The sequence below is a fragment of the Bacillus sp. LH1 genome (assembly GCF_057924895.1).
Map to the genome: position 1 here is coordinate 1,147,507 of NZ_CM175007.1, position 25,820 is coordinate 1,173,326.

Annotated in this window: 25 protein-coding genes and 4 pseudogenes; 17 read left to right on the forward strand and 12 right to left on the reverse strand. The window is 36.2% G+C overall.

Annotated elements, in window-relative coordinates; genetic code table 11:
* Window positions 1-72: 72 nt before the first annotated feature.
* The 10 genes and pseudogenes from ACX9TM_RS06015 (at window position 73) to aceA (ending at window position 10,069) form a co-directional block, all read left to right on the forward strand.
* Window positions 73-921 carry a CPBP family intramembrane glutamic endopeptidase gene (locus ACX9TM_RS06015; RefSeq protein WP_001067985.1) on the forward strand — a complete coding sequence of 283 codons (849 nt, stop codon included), beginning with the start codon at window positions 73-75 and terminating at the stop codon, window positions 919-921.
* Window position 922: 1 nt separating this feature from the next.
* A pseudogene (locus ACX9TM_RS06020) lies at window positions 923-1,279 on the forward strand (hypothetical protein).
* 31 nt (window positions 1,280-1,310) lie between these two features.
* Window positions 1,311-1,610, forward strand: coding sequence for a DUF2101 family protein (locus ACX9TM_RS06025; RefSeq protein ID WP_001006050.1), 300 nt, complete (start codon window positions 1,311-1,313; stop codon window positions 1,608-1,610).
* Window positions 1,611-1,847: 237 nt separating this feature from the next.
* Window positions 1,848-3,116, forward strand: coding sequence for a M48 family metallopeptidase (locus tag ACX9TM_RS06030; RefSeq protein ID WP_001233316.1), 1,269 nt, complete (start codon window positions 1,848-1,850; stop codon window positions 3,114-3,116).
* A 134-nt stretch (window positions 3,117-3,250) separates the two neighbouring features.
* Window positions 3,251-4,030 (forward strand): annotated as a pseudogene (locus tag ACX9TM_RS06035) (MCP four helix bundle domain-containing protein); the annotation flags it as partial.
* Between the two features lie 156 nt (window positions 4,031-4,186).
* A complete protein-coding gene (locus ACX9TM_RS06040) occupies window positions 4,187-4,978 on the forward strand; it encodes a methyl-accepting chemotaxis protein (RefSeq protein WP_407543961.1) in 792 nt (263 codons plus the stop codon).
* Between the two features lie 418 nt (window positions 4,979-5,396).
* Window positions 5,397-6,053, forward strand: coding sequence for an S-layer homology domain-containing protein (locus ACX9TM_RS06045; protein ID WP_000727102.1), 657 nt, complete (start codon window positions 5,397-5,399; stop codon window positions 6,051-6,053).
* 242 nt (window positions 6,054-6,295) lie between these two features.
* Window positions 6,296-6,958 (forward strand): S-layer homology domain-containing protein, encoded by a 663-nt coding sequence (locus tag ACX9TM_RS06050; RefSeq protein ID WP_000038567.1) that lies wholly within the window; start codon window positions 6,296-6,298, stop codon window positions 6,956-6,958.
* A gap of 220 nt (window positions 6,959-7,178) precedes the next feature.
* On the forward strand, window positions 7,179-8,768 hold the full coding sequence (gene aceB / locus ACX9TM_RS06055) for a malate synthase A (RefSeq protein WP_000107336.1): 1,590 nt from the start codon (window positions 7,179-7,181) through the stop codon (window positions 8,766-8,768).
* Between the two features lie 23 nt (window positions 8,769-8,791).
* On the forward strand, window positions 8,792-10,069 hold the full coding sequence (aceA, locus tag ACX9TM_RS06060) for an isocitrate lyase (protein WP_000787346.1): 1,278 nt from the start codon (window positions 8,792-8,794) through the stop codon (window positions 10,067-10,069).
* A gap of 108 nt (window positions 10,070-10,177) precedes the next feature.
* On the opposite strand, the gene ACX9TM_RS06065 is transcribed toward aceA, so the two are convergent.
* The 3 genes and pseudogenes from ACX9TM_RS06065 to ACX9TM_RS06075 form a co-directional block, all read right to left on the reverse strand.
* Window positions 10,178-10,969, reverse strand: coding sequence for a phosphotransferase (locus ACX9TM_RS06065; protein WP_000073790.1), 792 nt, complete (start codon window positions 10,967-10,969; stop codon window positions 10,178-10,180).
* Window positions 10,970-10,988: 19 nt separating this feature from the next.
* Window positions 10,989-11,279: pseudogene (locus ACX9TM_RS06070) on the reverse strand (DUF6584 family protein); the annotation flags it as partial.
* Window positions 11,280-11,433: 154 nt separating this feature from the next.
* Window positions 11,434-11,637 (reverse strand): annotated as a pseudogene (locus tag ACX9TM_RS06075) (DUF6584 family protein); the annotation flags it as partial.
* Window positions 11,638-11,920: 283 nt separating this feature from the next.
* Between ACX9TM_RS06075 and cspA the strand changes: the two are divergent.
* Window positions 11,921-12,124 (forward strand): RNA chaperone/antiterminator CspA, encoded by a 204-nt coding sequence (cspA, locus tag ACX9TM_RS06080; RefSeq protein ID WP_000301522.1) that lies wholly within the window; start codon window positions 11,921-11,923, stop codon window positions 12,122-12,124.
* Between the two features lie 197 nt (window positions 12,125-12,321).
* Here cspA and ACX9TM_RS06085 read toward each other — a convergent pair whose 3' ends face one another.
* Both ACX9TM_RS06085 and ACX9TM_RS06090 read right to left on the reverse strand, forming a co-directional pair.
* On the reverse strand, window positions 12,322-12,525 hold the full coding sequence (locus ACX9TM_RS06085; protein WP_000356912.1) for a hypothetical protein: 204 nt from the start codon (window positions 12,523-12,525) through the stop codon (window positions 12,322-12,324).
* A 345-nt stretch (window positions 12,526-12,870) separates the two neighbouring features.
* Window positions 12,871-13,056: a hypothetical protein gene (locus ACX9TM_RS06090; protein ID WP_000391373.1), complete on the reverse strand. Its 186-nt coding sequence runs from the start codon at window positions 13,054-13,056 to the stop codon at window positions 12,871-12,873.
* A 284-nt stretch (window positions 13,057-13,340) separates the two neighbouring features.
* On the opposite strand from ACX9TM_RS06090, the gene ACX9TM_RS06095 reads away from it, so the two are divergent.
* The 6 genes from ACX9TM_RS06095 (at window position 13,341) to ACX9TM_RS06120 (ending at window position 23,222) form a co-directional block, all read left to right on the forward strand.
* Window positions 13,341-13,922, forward strand: coding sequence for a competence protein ComK (locus tag ACX9TM_RS06095; protein ID WP_065381911.1), 582 nt, complete (start codon window positions 13,341-13,343; stop codon window positions 13,920-13,922).
* Window positions 13,923-14,357: 435 nt separating this feature from the next.
* Complete coding sequence (locus ACX9TM_RS06100) at window positions 14,358-14,951, forward strand: TVP38/TMEM64 family protein (protein WP_089603475.1); 594 nt, start codon at window positions 14,358-14,360, stop codon at window positions 14,949-14,951.
* A gap of 56 nt (window positions 14,952-15,007) precedes the next feature.
* Window positions 15,008-15,571 carry a signal peptidase I gene (gene lepB / locus ACX9TM_RS06105; RefSeq protein ID WP_000751919.1) on the forward strand — a complete coding sequence of 188 codons (564 nt, stop codon included), beginning with the start codon at window positions 15,008-15,010 and terminating at the stop codon, window positions 15,569-15,571.
* 116 nt (window positions 15,572-15,687) lie between these two features.
* The gene (gene addB / locus ACX9TM_RS06110) at window positions 15,688-19,203 is read left to right on the forward strand and encodes a helicase-exonuclease AddAB subunit AddB (protein WP_065381910.1); all 3,516 of its coding nucleotides are present in this window, start codon (window positions 15,688-15,690) and stop codon (window positions 19,201-19,203) included.
* Window positions 19,200-22,922 carry a helicase-exonuclease AddAB subunit AddA gene (addA, locus tag ACX9TM_RS06115; protein ID WP_065381909.1) on the forward strand — a complete coding sequence of 1,241 codons (3,723 nt, stop codon included), beginning with the start codon at window positions 19,200-19,202 and terminating at the stop codon, window positions 22,920-22,922. Before addB ends, addA begins: the two co-directional genes overlap by 4 nt.
* Window positions 22,923-22,934: 12 nt before the next feature.
* The gene (locus tag ACX9TM_RS06120; protein WP_000255728.1) at window positions 22,935-23,222 is read left to right on the forward strand and encodes an RNA polymerase alpha subunit C-terminal domain-containing protein; all 288 of its coding nucleotides are present in this window, start codon (window positions 22,935-22,937) and stop codon (window positions 23,220-23,222) included.
* Between the two features lie 137 nt (window positions 23,223-23,359).
* On the opposite strand, the gene gerPF is transcribed toward ACX9TM_RS06120, so the two are convergent.
* The 7 genes from gerPF to ACX9TM_RS06155 form a co-directional block, all read right to left on the reverse strand.
* Window positions 23,360-23,575 carry a spore germination protein GerPF gene (gerPF, locus tag ACX9TM_RS06125; protein WP_001141566.1) on the reverse strand — a complete coding sequence of 72 codons (216 nt, stop codon included), beginning with the start codon at window positions 23,573-23,575 and terminating at the stop codon, window positions 23,360-23,362.
* A 42-nt stretch (window positions 23,576-23,617) separates the two neighbouring features.
* Window positions 23,618-24,004: a spore germination protein GerPE gene (locus ACX9TM_RS06130; protein ID WP_000902324.1), complete on the reverse strand. Its 387-nt coding sequence runs from the start codon at window positions 24,002-24,004 to the stop codon at window positions 23,618-23,620.
* Between the two features lie 15 nt (window positions 24,005-24,019).
* Window positions 24,020-24,214: a spore germination protein GerPD gene (gerPD, locus tag ACX9TM_RS06135; protein WP_001052807.1), complete on the reverse strand. Its 195-nt coding sequence runs from the start codon at window positions 24,212-24,214 to the stop codon at window positions 24,020-24,022.
* 6 nt (window positions 24,215-24,220) lie between these two features.
* Entirely contained in the window at window positions 24,221-24,835 is a 615-nt protein-coding gene (gene gerPC / locus ACX9TM_RS06140) for a spore germination protein GerPC (RefSeq protein WP_001070760.1), read from the reverse strand.
* Window positions 24,836-24,902: 67 nt separating this feature from the next.
* Window positions 24,903-25,109: a spore germination protein GerPB gene (gene gerPB / locus ACX9TM_RS06145; protein WP_001012508.1), complete on the reverse strand. Its 207-nt coding sequence runs from the start codon at window positions 25,107-25,109 to the stop codon at window positions 24,903-24,905.
* A 14-nt stretch (window positions 25,110-25,123) separates the two neighbouring features.
* On the reverse strand, window positions 25,124-25,345 hold the full coding sequence (gerPA, locus tag ACX9TM_RS06150) for a spore germination protein GerPA (RefSeq protein ID WP_001111187.1): 222 nt from the start codon (window positions 25,343-25,345) through the stop codon (window positions 25,124-25,126).
* 96 nt (window positions 25,346-25,441) lie between these two features.
* Complete coding sequence (locus ACX9TM_RS06155) at window positions 25,442-25,621, reverse strand: aspartyl-phosphate phosphatase Spo0E family protein (protein WP_000462841.1); 180 nt, start codon at window positions 25,619-25,621, stop codon at window positions 25,442-25,444.
* Window positions 25,622-25,820 lie beyond the last annotated feature (199 nt).

The following is a 25,820-nucleotide window of genomic DNA, read 5'->3' on the forward strand; positions in this document are numbered from 1 at the left end:
TTTAAGGTTTTCTTTCGCAAAAAATTAAGAATCAAATGATATGATAAAAGTAACATAGGGGAGGAGATGAGTGTGAACCCGTTTCAAGTGATGCGAGCTAGATATTTTTTAATTGTATTTGCACTATTAATTTTAATAGCGAGAAGTAGTGGCGATTTGCTAACAAGTATATTTCATATACAAAATTCTTCTTTTATAAATATCCTTATATTCTATATCCTTCCGATGGTATGGATTTCTTATGAGTATAGAAAGCACCACATTTCATTTTCATTATTTGTTAATAAAAATGAAACATTTAACTTGGTACAAGTTTTATACATTACGGTTATGTTATGCATGTTTAGTTACGGGTATCTTATTTTGTATATGTATAGTTTTGCATGGATTACACCGGACTTTATTATGAACGCCCTGCATGAACCAATTGTAGATAGTACTGGAGGATATGTATCTCAAGTCATTAGGGTCGTATTCATCGCACCAATTATTGGGGAATTTGTTTTTCGCGGATTTTTACTTCAACGTTTTGCAACAAAATGGGGAACGAGCATAGCGACCATCGTTGTAGCAATATTGTTTGCGTTGTTACATGTTGATTTCCTCGGTGCAGCCATATTCAGCATCGTATTGTCAATCGTATATATTCGTACGAAAAGTTTACTCATGCCAATTGCAATACATATGTTAAACAATGCATTTGTAATAGGTGCGTCTTTTCTAATAAGTAGAGAAAAAATTATGAGTTTTGCCGATTTCTCAAATTATACGACATTCTTTCCTGGACTTATTATTTTTATAACAGGATTAAACTTAGTACTTATCTTTTTATTTGTTAATCGTAAATATTGGAGTAAAGAAGTGCCAGTTATATATGCAGAGCAGGAAAAGAGCTTTTCAGATGTAGTCGGGAGTAAATGAGATGAAGAAGACGGTTGAAAAAATATTAAAAGACATTATAGATGTTACGTCTATTACAGATATGTGTGATAAAACATTTTGTAATCGGCTTCAACCTGTAGTAGATACGATTGTGTTTCCAGAGTAGTACTTATTTTCTAGTACTCATTTAAAAGAAAATATTATTTCTCTTCTTATTGTGTTCGGGGTTTTACTAATATTTGGTCTAATTGTAGAAGAAATGATGAAGCGCATCTTCAGAAAGAATGAAGAGAAGTATATGTGGATTCATAAAGTATTCGAGAAAGTAATGGTGGCTTTCCTTTTGTTTTATGGTATAAAAACAATCATTTACTTTATAGCTTTGAAACATCATTAATTCGAAATTTGAAAGGGATGTATAAAATTATATGAATGAAACGATATCATCAAATAAGTTTTTTTATTTGATTTTACTTAGTCTAGTGTTAATAACGACAGTGAATGTTATTTTGCGCTGGGAGGAAGCTTATTTTTTCATGTATTTAGCGCTTCATTTGCTAGGGATTTTATGTATAAGTGGTGGAGTCGTTACTGAAAAAAAGAATGAAGAAAGCGTTAATTATATGTGTGTGATCGGTCTTGTTTTACTTTTAGCTGTACAGGGGATTATGAAATATAGTTCTTTCTCTTTACAAGATTTTAGTTTATTAATAGATGTACTTCCTTAAAGAGGCTCTTTATGTTATCTAAAAAGCAAGTAGGGTACGTGTTGGTTTGCAAGTGCGATCCTTATTCCGGATTGTGAACCGAAGAAAGTGTTTAAAGATAGGCAAAACTCTTCTTATGTAGAAGAGTTTTTTTTGTAAATAAAAGGATTTCGAGCAATTCACATAATAAGCTTGTTCTAATTTAGCGTGTATGAACTTACAATAATAATAGACAGGCAGCATAGAGGAGGGAATAGCGTGAGGAAGGTTATCGGTTGGTCGCTTTTTTTGTACGTTGGATTTGCGTTACTTATATATTGGTATTTATTTGGATGGAATCATGAACTTATTCCGGACATGTATAAGGGAACGAGTGCAGATCCAGAAACGTTTATGAGTGCTAGAGAGCTTACGCTAAGCCAAGATTATTCGCGCGTGAAAAATTTACTATACTTTTTAGCGACGCCTCTTGAATGGATTATTTTATTATTTGTACTTGTGCTAGGTATTTCAAGAAAGTTTGAGAAATGGTCGAAGGAAACGACTAAAATAAGTGTTTTGCAAGTTGCGATTTATTTCTTTTATTTATCATTACTGACAACAGTGCTTGCCTTACCGATGCAATGGATTGGCCGGAAAGTGTCCGTTGATTACGGCATTTCAACGCAAAGTACACAAAGCTGGATAAAAGATCATGTTATCGGTTTTTGGGAAAGTTATGCGACTATGTTAATTGTAGTTACCGTTCTATTATGGCTTATCCGTAAATTTCCGAAGAGATGGTGGCTCGCAGGATGGGCACTCTCTGTTCCATTTACAATCTTTTTAACATTCATACAGCCTGTCGTTATTGATCCGCTTTATAACGACTTCTCGACGCTGAAAAATAAAGAATTAGAAACGAAAATTTTAGCAATAGCAGACAAAGCGGATATTCCTGCTAAACACGTATATGAAGTAAATATGTCAGAAAAAACGAATGCATTAAATGCTTACGTAACAGGAATTGGCCCTAACGCCCGTATTGTAATGTGGGATACAACGCTTAAGCAGTTAAAAGATAAAGAGATTTTATTTATCATGGCCCATGAAATGGGGCATTATGTTATGAAGCATATATATTTTGGCGTTGCAAGTTATGTATTGCTATCGTTTATAGGTATGTTTTTAATTAGTCGTATTATAAATATGTGTATTCGCAAATGGGGAGATACATTGCAAATTTCAAAAGTGGCATGTTTCTCCATTTTACCTTTATTTTTCTTAATTTCTTCTATACTCTCATTTGCAGTACAACCAGCAACAAACTATGTTTCACGTATAGAAGAAAGAGCGGCAGATCAATATGCTTTAAATATGACGAAGGACGGAAAATCTGGTGTGAAAACTTTTCAATATTTATCAAAAACAAGTTTAAGCCAAGTGAATCCGCCTGCGTTAGTGAAATTTTTCTTATACACGCACCCACCAATTTTTGAAAGAATTCATACGTTTGAACAATATGAGAAACAAAGAAAAAAGGAGTAGCTATTATGCTACTTTTTTTTATAGAGATATAAGTTTCATATTGGGAATATTTATCATTGCTTTTTATTGCGATTTTGTAAATAATAAGCTATAAAATTCTAAAAATCTATATATAAAGGAATAAAGGTGAAAAAATGTATTTTTTACAAAATTTAAAAGTGAAATATAAATTATTAGCGCTTATTTCATTAGCAGTTTTAGGTATGGTAATTATAAGCAGTGTAGCAATTCATTCTATTAATAAGATTAAGCACGATACAGAGGTTGTAGTAGATGATTATCAATATTCTGCAATTTTATTAGAAGGAATGCTTCGCACACAAAATTCACTAGAATATAACTTATTAGAGTTAATTACGGCATCACAAAATGAAGTGGCAAATAAAGAGGGAATAATTAATAATATTGAAAAGGATCTTAAAAAATATGATTCTTTATTAAAAGAATATGATGATGGTTTTAATTTAAGTAAGCAAGAGGATGAACTGTTTCAGAAGATGAAGAAATCTTTACCAAGTTATAAAGATACATATAAGAAATTATTTGAAAAGGCAAAGGCAATAAACGAGCCGCAAATGGTAAATGAATTTCAGAAGGAATTAAAACCGAAGGGAATAGAGTTAGCTGGTTATGCAGTGGATCTAGAATCGTATGTTTCAAATTTAGCTGACCAAGTATTTAAAGATTCGCAAAAAATGATTGATCGTTCCGTTATTACCTTTATCATTCTTGTAGTAGTTACTACAATCGTTATATGTATAGTAAGTTATATTATTAGCAAGCTTATAGTTGCTCCTTTACAAACGGTTAGTCGTATGATGGAAAGAGCGAAAGAAGGAGATTTAACTGTACATGGTGATTATACTGCTAAGGATGAATTAGGTGTATTAGTAAGTAATTTTAATGAGATGATTGCAGGGCTAAGAACAAATATGCAAGAAGTAGAGAATAATATTCAGCTTCTATTCCAATATGCAGACGGAGTAGCATCTGCGTCAGAAGTATCTAGTAGTGCAGCCAAAAAAATCACTATGGATATTGAAGAAGTCGCAAATGGTGCAGAGAGTCAAATGCAAGCAATGGAACAAACTGCGGGTGCGATGGAAGAGTTGACACAAGGAATGCAGAGTATAGTCAATACATCATCCTCTGTAAATGAATTATCTGCTCAATCAGCATTAGATGCAGAGAGTGGTAACAAATTAATGAAACAAATGATTCAACAGATGGATACAATCCAAAATTCGGTACATAGCGGTGTGAAACAAGTAGAGACTATGAAAGAACAATCAGAAGAAATTGTTAAAATCATTGATGTTATGCAAGGTATTACCTCCCAGATTAACTTATTAGCATTAAACGCCGCAATTGAGGCTGCACGTGCTGGTGAAAGTGGTAGAGGATTTGCAATTGTGGCAGATGAAGTGCGGAAATTAGCAGAACAATCTAGTGATTCTGCAAAACAAATTGAGAATCTTATTACTCAAGTTATGGGAACAACGAACCATACAGTACATATGATGGGGAAAGTAGATAATGAGGTACAGGCAGGTACACAAGTAGTAATGCATACAGAAAAAGTATTTGGAACAATTACAGAAAAAGTACAACAAGTATCTGAGCAAATTCAAACGGTATCTATGTCTACAGATGAAATTGCAGCGAGTAGTGAGGAAATCTCGGCTTCTGCAGAAGACATGGCTCAAATTTCTCAAAGATCATCTGACCGAACTGATAGGGTAAAAGAGTCTATTCAACAGCAAGAAAAATCTGTTCAAGAGATTTCGATTTCAATTGAACATATGCATAACGCAGCAGGAAAACTAAAACAAATAGTTGCCCAATTTACTCTTCAAAAGTAGTAGCATATTTGAGTGTTAATAAAGATAAAAAATCATCCTCTTTTAAGAAAAAAGGATGATTTTTTTATCTCGTTATTTGCTGGGCAGTAAGACCCCCACCTCAAAATTCAGCGAAAAATGCTACCCCTGAAATATAAACCATGAATATAGTAGCCTCCACTAGGTATCTCCTTTAGGTGCCAATAAAGGGAAGTTATAAAGTGAAAAGGAGTTTATAAAGAGATTGTAGAATGTTTTAGTATATAACACCTTAGATGTGACAACTTCCTTTTTGAAAAAGAAAGAAGGGAGTATAAAGCAGAAAGGTAGTGGAAATATTTCTTCTAGAAGATTTACATTTTATCTTACATTCACCAAAAAATAATACTCCTGAAACAATGAAGTTCATTTTATTTGAATGAAATAGGGAGAGAGGACAATGAAGAAAAAAATATTGGGTGTAATGATGATTGCGACAATGGCAGGAGGTATATTTGCAGGGACGAATGTGACGCCTGTAAAAGCGGAAGAGTATCCACAAATGATTGTGTTTGAAGATGTTCCATACGGATTTTGGGCATATGATGCTATTATGGACTTAGCATATCATAAAATTATATTAGGGTATGGAAACGGGAAGTATGGTGTTGGCGATCTTATAACACGTGAACAAGTAGCTGGGACTATTTACAGAACACTTGAGATAAAAGAAGAAGGGCCAGTAGCGAATCCATATAAAGATGTTTCTGATAGTACAACAACTTTTAAAAAGGAAATTTTGGCGTTAACAAAACGTGGTGTTTTTTCAGGGGATGGCCAAGGGAATTTTAGGCCGAAAGCACCAATCTCTAGAGCGGAAATGGCTGTCATTTTAAAACGAGCATTTCATTTTGAAACGAAACAAAAACATACATTTAAAGATATTCCAAAAGGCCACTGGGCAGAAGATGCAATTAGTGCGTTACAATCTAATAATGTTGTGAGAGGAACTGGGAATGACATGTATGAATTAAATCGCCCTGTACCTAGAGAACAATATGCTCAGTTTATTAATAATGCGATTATTAATTATCATTTGAAAGAGGATTGGAAGTAGAGTGAAATATGAAAGCACAAATAGAAATATTTGTGCTTTTTTGTTTGTTTAAAAAAGAATTATTATTCGTATTTATGTATTTTTATGGTTATACACAAGCTTTATAATCAACCCGATGAAAAAGACATGATGTTTAATATGATTCACAAAACCGTCACGAAATGTGTCGAAAAATATATTGTCACTATACCATTTATTCTGTATATTTTTAAAAAACATATACATATTGGGGAGATAATTTGATGAGCAAAAAATTATTAAAAACAGCTACAGCATTAACAATTATGGGTGGGGTGTTATTCTCAGCAGAGAGTAACAGTGTAAAAGCGGAAAGTGCACCGTTGCAAAAAACAAATACAATTGTATTTAAAGATGTACCACAAGGGCATTGGGCATATGAGGCAATTCATGAATTAGCGGAACAAGAAATTATTTTAGGATATGGCGATGGAATATTCGGTTTTGGGGATAATGTAACACGTGAGCAAGTTGCAGCTTTAATTTACCGTGTGTTTGATATGGAAGAACAAGATGAATATGAAAACCCATATGGAGATATTGATGAAAATTCAACAAGCTTTATCGAGGAGATATTGGCTTTAACGGAAATGGGAATTTTCCAGGGAGACGAGAATGGAAACTTTAGACCGAAGGCGACGTTAACGCGTGCGGAAATGGCACAAGTTCTTACGAATGCTTTTGACTTACAGGCAAAGGGATCTCATAACTTTAATGATGTTTCAACAAATTCATGGGCAACGAATGCAATTAGTGCAGTACAAACAAATGGTATTACAATGGGAATCGGAGAAGGTAAATTCGGTCCGTCTATGAAGGTAACGAGAGAACAATACGCACAGTTTTTACATAGAGCAATATTGCATGATATGGAACAAGGGCAGTAATAAAGTTTAACTAGTCAAAGTGAAATTTAAAAATAATACAAAAAGGTCGTTGTTGTATAACAGCGGCCTTTTTTGTATGAAATAAAGCGCGAAAGAATGGCGTTTTGAAAAAAAAATGAAATGAATTTTCAAAAAAAACTTCCTTTTCTGAAGATTTGTTATATAATATAAAACATGAAATCAAATCTGTTATAAAACAGTTTAAGAAGGGGATGCTAATATGTCGACGCAAACTTCACGGGTTACACTCGTTGGAGAAATGTTACCAGCGTACAACGAAATATTGACACCTGAGGTGCTTAGTTTTTTGAAGGAACTACATGAGAATTTTAATGAGCGCCGCATAGAACTTTTACAAAAACGTGTAGAAAAACAAAAGAGAATTGATGCAGGGGAGTTTCCGAAGTTTCTAGAAGAAACAAAACACATACGTGAAGCGGATTGGACAATTGCCAAGCTGCCAAAAGACTTAGAGGATCGCCGCGTAGAGATTACTGGACCGGTAGATAGAAAGATGGTCATTAACGCTTTAAATTCAGGAGCGCATCTTTTTATGGCGGATTTTGAAGATTCGAATGCACCAACTTGGGAAAACGCAGTTGAAGGGCAAATCAATTTACGAGATGCAGTAAAGGGAACGATTTCACATGAAAATGATAAAGGGAAAGAATATAGATTAAATGAGAAAACAGCTGTACTCATTGTACGTCCAAGAGGATGGCATTTAGAGGAAAAGCATATGCAAGTTGATGGGAAAAATATGTCGGGTAGTTTAGTAGATTTCGGCTTGTATTTTTTCCATAATGCGAAAGCTCTTTTAGCAAAAGGGAGCGGCCCATACTTTTACTTACCGAAAATGGAAAGTTATTTAGAAGCGAGATTATGGAATGATGTATTCGTATTTGCTCAAAAATATATCGGCATTCCAAACGGAACGATTAAAGCAACTGTGTTACTGGAAACGATTCACGCTTCGTTTGAAATGGATGAAATTTTATATGAGCTAAAAGATCATTCTGCTGGCTTAAATTGCGGAAGATGGGATTATATTTTTAGCTTTTTAAAGAGTTTCCGTAATCATAATAAATTCTTACTACCAGATAGAGCACAAGTCACGATGACAGCGCCATTTATGCGTTCGTATTCTTTGAAAGTAATTCAAACATGTCACCGCCGTAATGCACCAGCAATTGGAGGAATGGCGGCACAAATTCCGATTAAAAATAATCCAGAAGCAAATGAAGCAGCTTTTGAAAAAGTGCGTGCTGATAAGGAACGCGAAGCTTTAGACGGTCATGACGGGACTTGGGTTGCCCACCCTGGACTTGTACCGGTTGCAATGGAAGTGTTTAATCACATTATGAAAACACCAAATCAAATTTTTAGAAAACGTGAAGAAATATGTGTAACAGAAAACGATTTACTAGAGGTACCGGTGGGAACGATTACAGAAGAGGGCCTTCGCATGAATATTAGCGTAGGTATTCAATATATTGCATCTTGGTTAAGCGGACGGGGAGCAGCACCCATTTATAACTTAATGGAAGATGCGGCAACAGCTGAAATTTCAAGAGCACAAGTATGGCAATGGATTCGTCATGAAGGTGGAAAACTAAATGATGGTCGTAATATTACGCTTGAATTAATGGAAGAGCTAAAAGAAGAAGAATTAGCAAAAATAGAAAGAGAGATTGGTAAGGAAGCCTTTAAGAAAGGGAGATTCCAAGAGGCGACAACGTTGTTTACAGATCTCGTTCGAAATGATGAATTCGTACCATTTTTAACATTACCGGGTTATGAAATTTTATAAAAAATGAAAAGGGGATGGAACAAATGAAAAACGAAAGAATCGAGAAGTTACAAGAAAGCTGGGAATTAGATGAGCGTTGGAAAGGGATCACACGTCCATATTCGGCAGAAGATGTAATTCGCCTGCGCGGGTCAATTGATATTGAACATACGTTAGCGCGTCGCGGTGCTGAGAAGCTTTGGACATCGCTTCATACAGAAGACTATATTAACGCACTTGGCGCATTAACAGGAAACCAAGCGATGCAACAAGTAAAAGCTGGGTTAAAAGCGATTTACTTAAGTGGTTGGCAAGTAGCAGCTGATGCAAACCTTTCTGGACATATGTATCCAGACCAAAGTTTATATCCAGCGAACAGCGTACCTGCTGTAGTAAAACGAATTAATCAAACGCTTCAACGTGCGGATCAAATTCAGCATATGGAAGGAAGCGATGATACAGACTATTTCGTACCGATTGTAGCAGATGCAGAAGCTGGATTTGGTGGTCAATTAAATGTATTCGAACTGATGAAAGGTATGATTGAAGCAGGTGCATCAGGTGTGCATTTTGAAGATCAATTATCTTCAGAGAAAAAATGTGGCCATTTAGGTGGAAAAGTACTACTACCAACGCAAACAGCAGTACGCAATTTAATTTCTGCACGCCTTGCAGCAGATGTAATGGGAGTGCCGACAATTATCGTTGCAAGAACAGATGCGGATGCAGCTGATTTAATTACGAGCGATATCGATCCTGTTGATAAAGCATTTATTACAGGAGAAAGAACACCAGAAGGGTTTTACCGTACGAATGCAGGTCTTGATCAAGCAATTGCGCGCGGTTTAGCGTATGCACCGTACGCAGACCTCGTTTGGTGTGAAACGTCAGAACCAAATTTAGAAGATGCAAAACGATTTGCGGACGCAATTCATAAGGAGCATCCAGGGAAGCTACTTGCATATAACTGCTCACCTTCATTCAACTGGAAACAAAAACTAGATGAAAAAACAATTGCAAGCTTCCAAAAGGAAATCGCATCTTACGGTTACAAGTTCCAATTCGTAACACTTGCTGGATTCCATTCATTAAATTACGGTATGTTTGAACTAGCACGTGGCTATAAAGAGCGCGGCATGGCAGCATACTCTGAACTACAACAAGCAGAATTCGCAGCTGAAAAACATGGCTACTCTGCAACACGTCATCAACGCGAAGTAGGAACAGGTTACTTTGATGAAGTAGCACAAGTGATTACAGGCGGAACTTCATCAACGACAGCGTTAAAAGGATCTACGGAAGAAGCACAGTTTACGAAATAAAAGGAAGGGCACCTTTTTGAAGGGTGCCCCTTGTTATTTTCTAAACGATTCGAAAAGAGAGATTGAGTTGTCGGCAAAAAACGATACTTCCTTTTCTTTATTACTAAATCAACTCCACTCAGCCCTATGATTACGAATAAACTTCATATCTTTCTCATAATGCTCTAGATGTCCTTCATCAATCATTCTTTGGAAATTCAAGTCGCCTTCTTGCGCTTTTCGTTTCATATATGTACATAATCCTTCTAATCGAAGCAACACCATTCCTAAGTAATCTTCATCCATATTTTTATCATAGGACTGAACGAACAAATTCATTCTCTCTTTAATGCGATCTGCATGTTGCGATGAGTCATAATGAACAGCTTCACCGGATTCTGTATAATACACTCTACTTAAAGGCACACAAGTATAAAGTGTATAAGCGATATCCCATAGTCTTGGACCAGGAGCAGCAACATCGAAATCAATAATCCCTACTGGCTTCTCATTATTAAAAATAATGTTATATATGGCAAAATCATTGTGACATAAAACCTCAATGTTATTTGGCGTGTGATCCATCGGTTTCCAATCATCTAATAACAGAAAATCACTTACAGCATCATGGTAAAGGCGGAGCATCTTTGCTATTTCTTTTAATACATTATTAGATCGCATATATTCTTTTAAAGGATAATTGCCAGCTTCTCCTTCAATAAAGGATAAAATCTCTCTATCCTTTTCATCTACACCTAAAAACTTTGGAGCATAATGAAATCCTTTGTTTTCTAAATGTTGCAATAACTTATGAATCTTTTCATTGCCTGGCTTTAACTCTCGCCGAACAGTATTTTCAGAACGATATACGCTTGAGACGTTTCCCCCTGTTAGCCTTTCTTCTTTAGCGTAGTTTGACATGTGAAAATTCCCCCTGTGATTAAAAAATCCAATTCCAAATAGTAAATAGACCAACAACGGCAGAAAAGAGAAGGGAAGCAAGCAATGCTAGACAGCAAAAAGGAACTAGCTTATCTTGCCATGTTTCTTTATACTCATAAATTAACTCCTCTGCTACTTTCTTCTGCACTGAAGATAAAGGTTGATCTTTATACAAACCTTTTATATGGTTAGAATCGCCTTTAAACTTTAAAGCACGTGCAATATGATGAGGACTATTTCCCATTGATTTTTCAAATAATAAACATGATTCATGCATAATGTCTGTTTTATCCCGCTATTTGTGGGCAGTAAGACCCCCACCTCAAAATTTAGCGAAAGCGAAGAAGTTAGGTGAGGGATCAACTGCCCGTAAAAGCCCGATTGGTGAGGGCTGATAATCAGTGGGGAATGAACAAAACCCCCACTGATTAAAGTTTCACTTTATGCTCCTCTAGATACCAGTAACGTCCAGCCATTTCTGGATATTGTAATGTATAATAAATATCTCCGAGTTGTTTTCGAAGATGTAATTCATTTGGGTATGTAAAGATGAGGCCATGCAATCTATCCCTTGCTTTTCCAAGATTATTATTTTCAATATCCTCTTCAATTCTTTTTAATGTTTTTCTAGGAATTTTATTGGTCATAAACTCCTCCTTATTTAGAATAGAGATAATTATATTTTATAAGAAATACTAAAAATTAGAAATTCTATTTTCGAAAAAGATTGTACATTTTATTTTAATGTGCTATGATGATGTCAGTTGAATAGTTAAATTAAGCAATCCATATGTTATCAAGTGCTGGAAACGAACGAGAAAAAGTATGTGAGAACTAGTTTATGTTTCGTATTTGATAATGTGTGGATTCTTTTTTTAGACAGGAAGACTAAAAAATTAAAAATTTGTATTTTCTTAGGAGGAAATAATCATGGCAGTAACAGGACAAGTAAAATGGTTTAACAACGAAAAAGGCTTCGGTTTCATCGAAGTTCCAGGCGAAAACGACGTATTCGTACACTTCTCTGCAATCGAAACTGAAGGTTTCAAATCTCTAGAAGAAGGCCAAAAAGTTAGCTTCGAAATCGAAGAAGGTAACCGTGGACCTCAAGCTAAAAACGTAATCAAACTATAATTTTATAGTTGATGATGGAAAAAAGGATGGCTAATGCCATCCTTTTTTTGTTGTGGGGAAAGTTTTTTCAGAGCCTGTTTTTATATCTAAATCTCTTTTTCTATGTTACAACGGGTGAAAAATTATCTGGAATGCGTATTAGTTTCTGTAGAAGAATTAGTTCAGCAAGAGTATTTGCTGCGTATGATAGTAAATAACTATAAATTTGTATTCTCTATTGAAATAGGGGAATCTTTTCCAGATAGACCTTGAGTAACATCTTTTTTGTTAGCATTGTTGTTGGAATTTTGTACGTTTTGAGATGATGTTTCTAACAGTTGTTCTTGTTCCTTACTAGGGGTATTCAGAGCATCTGAGGGGATGCTATTAACCTGCTGGCTTAATAGATTTTCTTTGTCCATAGTATACAGCTCCTTTTTGGAATTCGATAAAAAGCAATGTAATTATAAATAGCTACTTATATATATTGTGTTTTTGAATGACATTATATACAAAACTTATATTACAAAGTTAACTAATTAACGAATTGTTAGTGATGGATAAAGATGTACAAATTTGAAGTGTTTAATAAAAATTAAAAGCGGGTAACAAGTACCAATACTCTTTCTCATGTTTTATATAAGGACCATATTACAAATCAAAAAAGATGTAGAGAACCTTGGGAGAAAATATAGTTGTTTTTTAGGGAGAAGAATAAATAAAATGATACTACAAATGTAAAAAGGCATTCCATAAAGGAAGGCCTTTTATTGTTCTTGTCCTGATTTTTTCTTCTCACGTTTTTTACATTCTGGACATTTTGATTTACGAAACGGTTTAGCAAAGAATAGCAGAATGAAAAATAAACCGAATATAATACTAGCTGAGTTTTTCACGATAATGACGCTACTATTTTTCATTTGAATCGATGGTTGGATCTCTTTTTCCTCCATAGTGGCCCTCCATATATTGGATTTACATTTTAATTATAGCAAAGTTAATTGTTTTCATGATGTGAAAATAGGAAGGGATAATAAATATTTATAGGTAGTATAAATGCTGTTTTTATAACTTTAAAATTAAATCATTACTATATCGTGATTTTTTTATTTAACAAATGTTTGATAAATGATAAAAAATTGTAAAAAAGCGGAACTTGTAAGCTATTTCCTTTTCATAGATGCTAAAATTATATATGCAGCTGCTAATATAAATGGAAAAAAGGAGATAATGGAGTATGGAAAGTAAAGTGGAACGCTATGTCGAAAATTATGTTGTAACGAAAAATACGATGGCCTTACTTCCTGTCGTTCTAAGTGAAAAGAAAATTGTTACGCGAGTCGTTGAAATGAATGATTCTTTTTTCGTATTTCAAAAACCTCTAGATATTATAGAAAGAAGTTGCCGCAAGCATGGCTCTAGTTTCTTAGGCAGAAAAGAAGGAACGAAAGAGTTAACTCATATTACACATAAAGCACCGATTGCGATTAGTCCAGCAGATCAACTTTATTTTTTCCCTACCTATTCTTACTCTAGAAAAGAGTGCGCTTGGTTGTCTCATTTTTATATTGAAAGTAATAAAGAATTAAAAGATGGAAATCTTATTATTAGATTTATAAATGGCTTTGCTGTGAAATTAGAAATATCAAAAACTAGTTTTGAAAATCAACAAAATCGTACAGCAAAATTACGTACTGAATATGAAGATCGTAGGAAAAAACAAGGGAGTCCTTGTTTTAAAGAGGTTGATAAAAAAGAGGAATCAACATTAAGACCCGCTTATGAGAGTGTGTATTTTGTGAAGGAAGGCGAAGTGTGAAAGGATGGGGGAATCCCCATTCTTTTTTGTTTATCCTGTTATTTGTGGGTAGTAAGACCCCCGCCTCAAAATTCAGCGAAAGCAAAGAAGTTAAGCGGGGGATCAACAAAATCCCCACTGATTAAAGTTTCACTTTATCAGTCTTTGTAGGTAAGGCGATATATTAGAAAAACCGAGTTGTAATTGTTATATTTAGAAAATCACCATTGTAATTTCATTTACTGAAAAAATCAAAAAAACAATCTAAATAACAAAACGAATGACACGTCCTGTCGAATATTGATAGATTATCATAGCTAAATAATGAAGGAATTCTTATGAAAGATATGGAAACTTTAATAAATACATCTCCATATGTCGTATCTACCATTTCCTCTTTCATATAAGCAATGATACAGTAGGGATAGTATTTAGAGTAAAGGGGTAAAGTGTAGAATGGATTTTCAGACAATCAAAGAGTATTTTTCACCAGAAAATATGGATCATATTGTTGAGAGTTATAAAGCGTTCGGACCACTTCTTGGTATTGGTTTACCGATGATAGAGGCGTTGATTCCAGCATTACCGCTTATCGTATTTGTACTGGCGAATGCTGTTGCATTTGGCTTTTGGCTCGGTTTTCTTTATTCATGGCTTGGATCAGTAATGGGTGCATTACTTGTCTTTTTCATCATCCGCCATTTTGGTCGCAGTCGTTTCTTTTCGTTTGTAAATAAGCATGAGAGAGTACGAAAAGCAATGGGGTGGATTGAAAGGAAAGGATTCGCACCGATTTTTGTTATATTTTGTTTTCCGTTTACACCGTCAGCGCTCATAAATGTTGTCGCTGGTTTATCCCGAATTAGTGTAAAACAGTTTGGTCTAGCGTTAGCATTCGGAAAACTTGTGATGGTTTTTATTTTAACGTATATCGGTCATGATTTAATGTCATTTATTCATAATCCGGTGAAATCAGTTATTGTAGCGATTGGTATTTTTATTTTATGGTATGTCGGTAAGAAAATCGAAGTAAAGTTAGAACTACATTAAGAATAGTCTTCTTTGTAAAGGAAAGCTTCAGTATTAAAGGATAAGGGGAGAAGCAGATGAAGAAAACTTTGAAAAAAGAAGGCATGGAGTGGATACGAACAATTTTAATTGGTGTATTATTAGCTGTATTTTTTCGAACGTTTTTCTTTTCAACGTATGTTGTAGAGGGGAAGTCAATGATGCCGACATTGCAAGATGGCAATATGCTAGTTGTAAATAAGGTGAGTTATCAAGTTGGGGACTTGAACAGATTTGACGTTGTGGTATTTCATGCGAATAAAAAAGAGGACTATGTAAAGCGGATTATCGGTTTACCTGGAGATCATATTGAATATAAGCAGGATAAGTTATATATAAACGGTCAATTTATTGATGAGCCGTATTTAGAGAAGTATAAGAAAGAGATAAACGGAAGGCAACTAACAGGCGACTTTACATTAGAAGAGTTAACGAAAGAAAAACTGGTGCCACCTGGGTTTATTTTTGTAGTAGGTGATAACCGGCTCGGGAGCTGGGATAGTAGACACTTTGGCTTTGTAAAAGCTGATACAGTCGTCGGTAAAGTTGATTTGCGATATTGGCCAATTCAAGAGGTGCAAACGAATTTTTCAAAAGGTTGATATAATAGATAGAAGTATAGAAAAAGGCAAACAACTCAGTTTGTCTTTTTTCGTGTCCTATAATACAATTATAGTAGCAAACTAACGTTCGTTATGTAAGTGAAAGGTGGGGTTACATGTCACTTCGATTTGTGATTGGTAGAGCGGGAAGTGGAAAAAGTACACTTTGTTTACGCGAAGTGCAAGAAGAGTTAAAACAACGCCCGAGAGGGAAAACAATATTATATCTTGTGCCAGAACAGATGACATTCCAGACGCAGCAGGCGTTAATTGGAAGTGAGGATGTAAGAGGTTCTATTCGGGCACAAGTTTTTAGTTTTTCACGATTAGCGTGGAAGGTACTGCAAGAAGTTGGCGGAGCGAGTCGTCTTCATATTGATGAAGCTGGTGTACATATGTTACTCCGTAAAATTGTAGAGTCTCGTAAAGATGGATTATCGGTGTTCCAAAAAGCAGCGGAGCAAAACGGTTTCTTTGAACATCTTGGTAGTATGATTGCAGAGTTTAAACGTTACAATGTAACGCCATCTAACGTATATGAAATGTGGCAACAATTAGATGCGCATAGTAGCAGTGCCGAACAAAAGTTACTAGCGAATAAAGTGTATGATTTACAGCTGTTATACGATGATTTTGAACGTGCTTTAATTGGAAAATATTTAGATTCAGAAGACTACCTGCAATTGCTAGTGGAAAAGCTTCCGCAGTCTGAATATGTAAATGGTGCGGAAATTTATATAGACGGATTTCATTCATTCTCCCCGCAAGAGTTAGAGATTGTAAGACAGCTTATGATTTGCGGAGCGAGAGTTACGATCACGTTAACGATAGATGAAAAAACGTTAGCGCAGCCAGTAAATGAACTCGATTTATTTTATGAAACGACGTTAACGTATGAAAAAATAAAACAAGTAGCGCGTGAAGAGAAAATAGAAATTGAAAAAACAATTCCACTTATGGAACAGCCGCGTTTTCATTCTCCGGCATTAGCGCATTTAGAAGCGCATTATGAAGCGCGTCCGAATGAAAAATTTAACGGTGAAGCGAGTGTAACGATTAGTACAGCTGCGAATTTACGAGCGGAGGTAGAAGGTGTTGCTCGTGAAATTCGTAAACTTGTTGCCGACGAAAAATATCGTTACCGGGATATTGCAGTGCTTCTTCGTAATGGGGAAAGTTATTACGATGTGATGCGAACGTTATTTACAGATTATAATATCCCGCACTTCATCGATGAAAAGCGCCCGATGTCACATCACCCATTAGTAGAATGTATTCGTTCTGCACTCGAGATTATTAGTGGGAATTGGCGTTATGATGCGGTGTTCCGCTGCGTGAAAACAGAGCTGTTATATCCATTAGACGTAAGAAAAGAAGCGATGCGTGAAGAAATGGATGAATTTGAAAATTACTGTTTAGCGTACGGTATACAAGGAAAGAGATGGACTGCTGAAGATCCATGGATGTATCGCCGTTATCGTTCTCTTGATGATACGAACGGGATGATTACAGACAGTGAACGTGAAATGGAAGAGAAAATAAATAGGCTACGTGACGTTGTAAGAACACCTGTTATTCGCATGCAAAAAAGGTTAAAGCGTGCAGGAACAGTTATGCAAATGTGTGAAGCAGTTTACTTGTTTTTAGAAGAACTGGATGTTCCGAAAAAACTAGAAGAATTACGTATACGTGCAGAAGAAAGTGGAGATTTCTTATTTGCGACAGATCATGAACAAGTATGGGAAGAAGTAATGAGCCTTCTTGATACATTTGTAGAGATGCTTGGGGAAGAGAAAATGTCTCTTTCTATGTTTACTGACGTTATGTCGACTGGTCTTGAGGCACTTCAATTTGCTAACATTCCGCCGTCATTAGACCAAGTGTTAATTGCTAATATTGATCACTCCAGATTATCTGATGTGAGAGCAACGTTTATTATAGGTGTAAATGAGGGTGTCATTCCAGCAGCACCTATGGATGAAGGTATGCTTTCTGATGAGGAAAGAGAAGTTCTTGGTGCGGCAGGGATTGAATTAGCGCCAACGACGAGACAAACTTTGTTAGAAGAACAGTTCGTTATGTATCAAATGGTAACAAGAGCATCTGAGAAGTTATACATTTCATGCCCGCTTGCAGATGAAGAAGGAAAGACGTTACTTGCGTCTAGCTTTATTAAGAAAATAAAAAGAATGTTCCCTAATGTGAAAGATTCATTTATTACGAATGACGTAAATGATTTATCACGTTCAGAACAAATTTCATATGTAGCAACGCCAGAAGTAACGTTATCTTACGTTATGCAGCAACTACAAACGTGGAAGCGATACGGATTTGAAGGGAATTTAGACTTTTGGTGGGACGTATATAATTTCTACGTAACTTCAGATGAATGGAAACAAAAAAGTAGCCGCGTCTTATCAAGTTTATTCTATCGAAATCGTGCGAAGAAACTAAGTACAGCAGTAAGTAGAGATTTATACGGAGATATAATTAAAGGAAGCGTCTCTCGTATGGAACTATTTAATCGTTGTGCATACGCTCATTTTGCGCAGCACGGTTTATCGCTTAGAGAGCGTGATATTTTCAAGCTTGATGCGCCAGACATCGGCGAATTATTCCATGCGGCATTAAAGAAAATTGCGGACAAGTTATTGCGTGAAAACCGCACTTGGGCGGATTTATCCATAAAAGAGTGTGAGCATCTTTCTGTTTTAGTAATAGAAGAAATTGCGCCGTTATTACAACGACAAATTTTATTAAGTTCAAACCGTCATTTCTATTTAAAACAAAAACTACAACAAATCATTTTCCGTACGTCAATCATTCTTCGTGAACATGCGAAGTCAAGCGGATTCGTACCAGTTGATTTAGAGGTGCCGTTCGGTATGGGAGGTACAGGGTCACTTCCGCCGATGGAATTCTCATTACCAAATGGTGTAAAGATGGAAGTAGTCGGCCGTATTGACCGTGTTGATAAGGCAGAAGATGAAAACGGGACGTTCTTACGTATTATTGATTATAAATCAAGTTCAAAAGCGTTAGATTTAACGGAAGTGTATTACGGATTAGCACTTCAAATGTTAACGTATTTAGATGTTGTTACTTCGAATGCACAGACGTGGATGAAAAAAGGCCAAGCAGCATCACCAGCTGGTGTATTGTATTTCCATATTCATAACCCAATCGTTGAGATGAAAGGTGACGCAACGGAAGCTGAAATTGAAAAAGAAATTTTAAAGAAATTTAAAATGAAAGGACTCGTATTAGGAGATGCTGACGTTGTTCGTTTAATGGATAACAAACTTTCAACAGGAAGCTCAGATATTATTTCTGCTGGCCTGAAAAAAGACGGTAGCTTTAGTGCGCGTTCAAGTATTGCAAGTGAGCAAGAGTTTAACGTACTGCAAAAATATGTACACCATACGTTTGAAAATATCGGAAAAGATATTACAGAAGGTGTTATCGATATTGCTCCTTATAAAATGGGGAATAAAGCAGCATGTACGTTCTGTAACTTCAAATCTGTTTGTCAATTTGATGAGTCACTGGAAGATAATCAGTTCCGATCGTTAAAAGATATGAAAGATAGCGAAGCGATGGAGAAAATAAGAGAGGAGGTTGGCGGAGAATGATAGAAAATTGGCCTAAAAAACCAGAAGGTAGTCAATGGACAGATGACCAGTGGAAAGCTGTTGTAGCTAACGGACGTGATATTTTAGTTGCGGCTGCAGCTGGATCAGGTAAAACAGCAGTATTAGTTGAACGTATTATTAAAAAGATTATTAATGAAGAGAACCCAGTCGATGTCGACCGCCTGCTCGTTGTAACATTTACGAATGCAGCAGCACAAGAGATGAAAAACCGAATCGGAGAAGCGTTAGAAAAGGTATTAATTGATGAACCAGGCTCTCAACACGTAAGAAAGCAGCTGAGCCTATTAAATAAAGCTTCCATTTCAACAATTCACTCATTCTGTTTACAAGTAATTAGAGGATATTACTACATGCTTGATGTTGATCCTCGTTTCCGTATTGCGAATCAAACAGAAAATGAATTGTTAAAAGAAGAAGTGCTAGATGACATATTAGAAGAAGAGTATGGCATCGAAGATAATACGATATTCTTTGAACTCGTTGATCGTTATACGAGTGACCGTAGTGATGATGACTTACAACGTATGATTTTAGCGCTTCATACAGAATCAAGAGCGCATCCAAATCCGGAAAAATGGCTTGATAAATTAGTAGAAGCATATGACGTAGAAGGAAAGACAATTGAGGATTTAGTATATGCTTCTTATTTATTAGAAGATGTGAAATTCCAGCTTGAAACAGCGGAACAGCATATTCGTAAGGCAACTGAACTCGCAATGCTTCCTGACGGTCCAGCGCCTCGCATTGAAACCCTGCAAGCAGATGTAGCTTTACTTGGAACGCTATCATCAGCTGCTCGTGAGTCGTGGACAAGTTTGTATGAAGCGATGCAAAACGTATCGTGGCAAACGTTAAAGCGTATTAAGAAAAGTGATTACAATGAAGATGTTGTAAAACAAGTAGACTCTCTTCGTAATAAAGCGAAAGATGAAGTGAAGAAATTACAAGAAGAGTTATTTAGCCGCAAACCTGAAAGTTTCTTACGAGATTTTCAAGATATGCACCCAGTATTAGAAAAGCTTGTTCAACTTGTAAAAGTATTTACAGAGCGTTTCCAAGCGATGAAGCGAGATAAAGGAATGGTCGATTTCACAGATTTAGAGCATTTCTGTTTACAAATTTTAAGTGAACAAAGTGAAAATGGTGAAATGAATCCGTCAGCAGTGGCGCTCCAATATCGTAATAAATTTGCTGAAGTATTAGTCGATGAATATCAAGACACGAACTTTGTACAGGAATCCATTATTAAATTCGTAACGAAAGATTCTGAGAGTGAAGGAAACTTGTTCATGGTTGGTGACGTAAAGCAGTCGATTTATCGTTTCCGACTAGCCGAGCCAGGCTTATTCCTAGGAAAGTATAAACGTTTCACACAAGAAGGATTGGGCGGCGGAATGAAGATTGACTTAGCGAAAAACTTCCGTAGTCGTCATGAAGTACTAGCAGGTACGAACTTTATTTTTAAACAAATTATGGGCGAAGAAGTTGGGGAAATTGACTACGATGCTGACGCTGAACTAAAGCTAGGTGCTACCTATCCAGAAGGTGAAGATGTAGCAGCAGAATTATTATGTATTCAGCAAACGGAAGAAGTAATAGACGGTGAAGAAGGTGCAGAAGTCGAAAAAGCACAGCTTGAAGCTCGCCTTATGGCGCAGCGCATTAAAGCGATGGTTGATTCCGGTTATGAAGTGTATGACCGTAAAAATGATAGTATGCGTCCGGTGCAATATCGCGATTTCGTTATTTTACTTCGCTCCATGCCGTGGGCCCCGCAAATTATGGAAGAGTTAAAATTACAAGGAATTCCAGTATACGCTGACCTCGCGACTGGTTATTTTGAAGCGACGGAAGTAAATATTATGATGAACGTATTCCGCGTTATTGATAATCCGATGCAAGATATTCCGCTTGCCGCTGTACTTCGTTCCCCAATCGTTGGGTTGAGCGATGAAGAACTTGCAACGCTTCGTGCTCATGGAAAGAAAGGCTCGTTTTATGAAGTAATGAGCTCATTCTTAAAAGGGGCACCGCTTGAAGAGGAGCAAGAACTTCATGATAAATTAGAGTGGTTTTATAACTTACTGCAAGGATGGCGTGAATTTGCCCGTCAACAATCCCTTTCTGATTTAATTTGGAAAGTGTACGGTGAGACAGGTTATTACGACTTCGTTGGCGGTTTACCAGCAGGAAAGCAAAGACAAGCAAACTTACGCGTACTATATGACCGTGCAAGACAATATGAAGCAACATCATTTAGAGGGTTATTCCGCTTCTTACGTTTTATTGAACGTATTTTAGAACGCGGTGATGATATGGGTACGGCGAGAGCCCTAGGTGAACAAGAAGACGTTGTTCGCATTATGACGATTCATAAAAGTAAAGGGCTAGAGTTCCCGGTCGTATTTGTAGCTGGACTCGGTCGTCGTTTTAATACACAAGACTTAATGAAACGTTTCTTATTGCATAAAGATTTCGGTTTCGGTTCGCAATTTATCGATCCGCGTAAACGAATTAAATATACAACATTATCACAGCTTGCGATTAAGCGTAAAATGAAAATGGAATTAATTGCGGAAGAAATGCGCGTACTATACGTAGCATTGACGCGTGCGAAAGAGAAGTTAATTTTAATCGGAACAGTTAAGGATGCAAATAAGGAAATGGAAAAATGGCTTGATGCGAGGGAACATAGTGAATGGTTATTACCAGATCACATACGTGCCGGAGCGTCTTGTTATTTAGACTGGATTGCACCTTCATTATATAGACACCGTGATAGTGAAATGCTTCTTGAATTAGGACAAGGAAGTATTCCAGATGAAATTTACGGATATGACACTAGCTGGAAAGTAGAAGTTGTGGACGGTAACACACTACTTGCACAAGAGCCAGTTCAAGAAGAGAAACAAGAATTGTTAGAAGCACTTCGTGAGAAAAAGGCTGTTCCCCTGCAAAGTGAACGGAAAGAAGAAGTGTACGACAGATTAATGTGGAAGTACGGATATGAGGATGCGACATCTCATCGTGCGAAGCAATCTGTTACAGAAATAAAGAGAAATTATCAATCTGAAGAAGGTAGCGATAACGCCTTTATTAAAAAACTACGTGCACCAATTAAAACACGCCCGCGCTTTATGGAGAAAAAAGGGTTAACGTACGCAGAGCGCGGAACAGCAGTCCATGCCGTTATGCAGCATGTTGATTTGAAGAAGCCGATTACGGTTGAAGTTCTTCAAGAGCAAATTGCTGGAATGGTAAATAAGGAATTATTAACATTCGAGCAGGCGGAAGAAATAGCGATTGAAAAAGTAATTTCATTCTTTGACAGTGACTTAGGTAAAAGGGTATTAGCGGCGAAAAGTGTTGAGCGTGAAGTACCATTTACGATGATGCTTGCAGCAGAAGAAGCATATCAAGATTGGCAAGGGAAGAGTGAAGAAACGATTCTTGTCCAAGGGGTTATCGACTGCATGATTGAAGAGGAAGATGGCATTACGTTAATCGACTTTAAAACAGATACGATTGAAGGGAAATTCCCAGGCGGATTCGAACAAGCGAAACCAATTTTAGAAGATCGATATAAAGTGCAGCTTTCGTTATATGCAAAAGCACTGGAGAAAAGCTTACAACATCCTGTAAAAGAGAAATGTTTATACTTCTTTGATGGGAATCACGTTGTAAATATTGAAGAATAGAGGGGCTTGAAAATGGTAACGGAAAAAACGTTAAGAACTTGTGAACAGGGACACGAGTACTATAAAAGTAGCGATTGTCCAACTTGCCCAGTCTGTGAGAAAGAGAGAAAACCAAAAGAAGGTTTTCTCTCTCTTCTTTCAGCGCCAGCAAGAAGGGCATTAGAGCACCGTGGAATTCAAACTGTAGAAGAACTCTCAAAATATAGTGAAAAAGAAATTTTAAAACTGCATGGTATGGGACCTGCGTCTTTGCCGAAGCTTAGGAAGGCTTTGGAGGAGAGTGGGTTATCATTTAAATAAAATGAAATAGTGCCTCTTCACTACTTACGTGTTTATACCACTATTTGTGGACAGTGAAGCTCTTGCTTATTAAAATTTCATTTTAATAATTTTGAATTACATAAAAGAAAAAAGTAGGAGAATATCTCCTACTTTTTTTACGCTGTTCCAATCTGATCTTGATCTGCCACATCAGAATCAAATGTATTCGTTGCACTAACACCGTTAAACGTATTCACGACAAACCCAACATTGGAAGCTCCAGATCCGTTATAGGCTTTCGTGTTTTCTTTCGGAGATACGTTATAAAAATCTCCTAAGTTGAAAGAGCCGTTACTGTTTTGCACGACGAGATTTCCTACAACTGAAGGCATACCATCCACCTACTTTACTAAGCTTTTTAATTACTATATGAATTATTGTGCGGAAGGTTCATCCGTAATATATTGGCGGATTTGTATAATACGAGAGTTATTAAAACCATAATCAACATTTCCAATTTGAAAGCAACCAGAATTTAAAAGTGTCCGCAATTCAACGTTATTCACTTCAATAAAAGGGCATTCATTTACAATATTTAATTTTACATCTGTCGTTCGTTTTGGAATTGTAATGTGTTCATCTGTAAAGATTTCAAAAGCATCAAAGCGACCTTCTCCCCGTATATAAAAAGGAATTTCACGGTGGACGGCAATAGCTCTACTTTTTAATTCCATTTGGTTTGCATCTCCAACTTGAAATACGGCAGTAATCCCTAAAGAAATAATAGAAACATTTTGGACAATGGACACATGATGCAACATAATTTTTCAGTCTCCTTAACCTGGAGTAGGAGGGACATCTGTTACTAATGGTACAAATGGACCCTCTGTAACTGTTTCAAATGGTGTATCGAGAATAGAAGATAGAATGAGGAGATTTGCATCTCCAATTAAAAAGAGTGCGGACGACGATACACCGTTCATTTTAATCTGTCCGACTTTTAACTCACGGTTTACAACGTTAAGGTTCATACATACTTACTCCTTTCGGAAATTTCCCGGTATGTGCTGAATAAAGGAGAGAAAGGCTTTGTCAATATCTTGTTTCATTGCCTGAATAATGATATCTCGTAAATAATCTGGATCTGTTGAAATACCTTCATATGATTGCGCTTGTGATAAATAATAAGGGAGTCGATGCTCCATCTGTTTTTTTATGTCATCCACCATCATTTGTCGATACATTTCATCAAGCGGTGTTCTCTCTTCTTGTTCAAAATGGAGAATACGATTATATGCTTCTTCATCTAAGTATCGATGCATTTCTTGGAGGATACCTTGATAAAAGTCTGGGTTTGTTTCGGTTTCAGGGTTTACCTTCAATGTTTCTGTATCCACTTGAAAATCTTCAATTTGTTGTCCTTTTGCTGAAAATGGGTTTAAACCAATATTTAAAGTACCATTTAAATTTTCGACTTTTAATTGATCGAATTTGTATTCCACTTTTCCTACAGAAGAGGAGGGGCGATTTTTTAATTCGTTAAGCTCTTCTTGGAGTTGGCGCACTTGATCTTCTAAATTTAGGATGGCTGCTTGTTGTGTTTGAAGAGCTTGTTGAAGTTGGTGTAAGTAAGTATATATATCTTGATTCATTTGTGAAACCTCCTTTTCAATAGGGAGGGTAAAAATATTCCTGCTATATATTTATGACAAGGATGTCTTAAGAAGAACTAGTTGATGGTTTGATAGAAATAATTTGTCCTTTTGCCTGTAATGGGCGAAGCGGTTCCGTAAATCCGCCCGTATTTGAAAATTTAGATAGGGCTTTAATACTTCCGGCAGTACCAATTTGGAACACAGAAGAGGTTGTAATGCTATCAATTTTAATACTGTTGATGATGATACTTTGGTTTACATAAAAATTCAATGCAATTGCCTCCTTTAAGTTGAGCCAATTATCGCTTGATCGATTACATCTGAATCGTTGACAGTCGTTGCACTTTGATAATTGTAGACAGAAACATTATCTCCAACGTTGAAAGAGCCGGCCCCGGCGAAAGCACGTGAGTAACTAATAGGCCTAATCGCAAATACATCTCCAATATGAAAAATACCACTTGATCCAATATTGACGATACGAATATGTCCGACCATAGCTGGCATACAAAACACCCTTCGTTTTTAAAATTTTCTTTTCTACTATTGTATGGGCGTTTCCAATAAAATGTGTATTTTTTTGAAATAAAAGAAACACACGCATTATTGCGTGTGTGTTTTGAACGTTTGATTAGGGTGTAAATCCGTATGTACATGACAAATTACATTTAAGAGCCTGTCCAGTTCTTGGCTACAATCCACTGTTTTTTGAGAAGTCATTCCATAGCGTTCAGCAAAATAAATCATTTTTTCACGTTTTTTTTCAATCGCTTGCTCAAACATTGAAATCGGCTCCATCTCTAAATGAAATTTTTAGTATATATGTAGTACATATTATACAAAAACTTCATAAAAAAGAAATGCATTCGCTAAAAAAAGTAAAATTTCTACATTTTATGCCAAATGATAAAGGGGTAACGAATAGGGGATGAGAAGAATATTGTAAAAATTAGCGTGCATGAGAAGGTTTTTTTCTTGCGGA

Bases quoted from the DNA above. Each gene is read 5' to 3' on its own strand.
- ACX9TM_RS06100 (WP_089603475.1), top strand. From the start codon at position 14,358: ATGGATTTTCAGACAATCAAAGAGTATTTTTCACCAGAAAATATGGAT.
- ACX9TM_RS06090 (WP_000391373.1), bottom strand. From the start codon at position 13,056: ATGGAGGAAAAAGAGATCCAACCATCGATTCAAATGAAAAATAGTAGC.
- lepB (WP_000751919.1), top strand. From the start codon at position 15,008: ATGAAGAAAACTTTGAAAAAAGAAGGCATGGAGTGGATACGAACAATT.
- ACX9TM_RS06025 (WP_001006050.1), top strand. From the start codon at position 1,311: ATGAATGAAACGATATCATCAAATAAGTTTTTTTATTTGATTTTACTT.
- ACX9TM_RS06130 (WP_000902324.1), bottom strand. From the start codon at position 24,004: ATGTTGCATCATGTGTCCATTGTCCAAAATGTTTCTATTATTTCTTTA.
- ACX9TM_RS06050 (WP_000038567.1), top strand. From the start codon at position 6,296: ATGAGCAAAAAATTATTAAAAACAGCTACAGCATTAACAATTATGGGT.
- aceB (WP_000107336.1), top strand. From the start codon at position 7,179: ATGTCGACGCAAACTTCACGGGTTACACTCGTTGGAGAAATGTTACCA.
- ACX9TM_RS06065 (WP_000073790.1), bottom strand. From the start codon at position 10,969: ATGTCAAACTACGCTAAAGAAGAAAGGCTAACAGGGGGAAACGTCTCA.
- ACX9TM_RS06040 (WP_407543961.1), top strand. From the start codon at position 4,187: ATGCAAGCAATGGAACAAACTGCGGGTGCGATGGAAGAGTTGACACAA.
- gerPF (WP_001141566.1), bottom strand. From the start codon at position 23,575: ATGCCTTCAGTTGTAGGAAATCTCGTCGTGCAAAACAGTAACGGCTCT.
- ACX9TM_RS06155 (WP_000462841.1), bottom strand. From the start codon at position 25,621: ATGTTTGAGCAAGCGATTGAAAAAAAACGTGAAAAAATGATTTATTTT.
- aceA (WP_000787346.1), top strand. From the start codon at position 8,792: ATGAAAAACGAAAGAATCGAGAAGTTACAAGAAAGCTGGGAATTAGAT.
- cspA (WP_000301522.1), top strand. From the start codon at position 11,921: ATGGCAGTAACAGGACAAGTAAAATGGTTTAACAACGAAAAAGGCTTC.
- addA (WP_065381909.1), top strand. From the start codon at position 19,200: ATGATAGAAAATTGGCCTAAAAAACCAGAAGGTAGTCAATGGACAGAT.
- ACX9TM_RS06095 (WP_065381911.1), top strand. From the start codon at position 13,341: ATGGAAAGTAAAGTGGAACGCTATGTCGAAAATTATGTTGTAACGAAA.
- ACX9TM_RS06120 (WP_000255728.1), top strand. From the start codon at position 22,935: ATGGTAACGGAAAAAACGTTAAGAACTTGTGAACAGGGACACGAGTAC.
- gerPC (WP_001070760.1), bottom strand. From the start codon at position 24,835: ATGAATCAAGATATATATACTTACTTACACCAACTTCAACAAGCTCTT.
- gerPD (WP_001052807.1), bottom strand. From the start codon at position 24,214: ATGAACCTTAACGTTGTAAACCGTGAGTTAAAAGTCGGACAGATTAAA.
- addB (WP_065381910.1), top strand. From the start codon at position 15,688: ATGTCACTTCGATTTGTGATTGGTAGAGCGGGAAGTGGAAAAAGTACA.
- ACX9TM_RS06045 (WP_000727102.1), top strand. From the start codon at position 5,397: ATGAAGAAAAAAATATTGGGTGTAATGATGATTGCGACAATGGCAGGA.
- gerPA (WP_001111187.1), bottom strand. From the start codon at position 25,345: ATGCCAGCTATGGTCGGACATATTCGTATCGTCAATATTGGATCAAGT.
- ACX9TM_RS06085 (WP_000356912.1), bottom strand. From the start codon at position 12,525: ATGGACAAAGAAAATCTATTAAGCCAGCAGGTTAATAGCATCCCCTCA.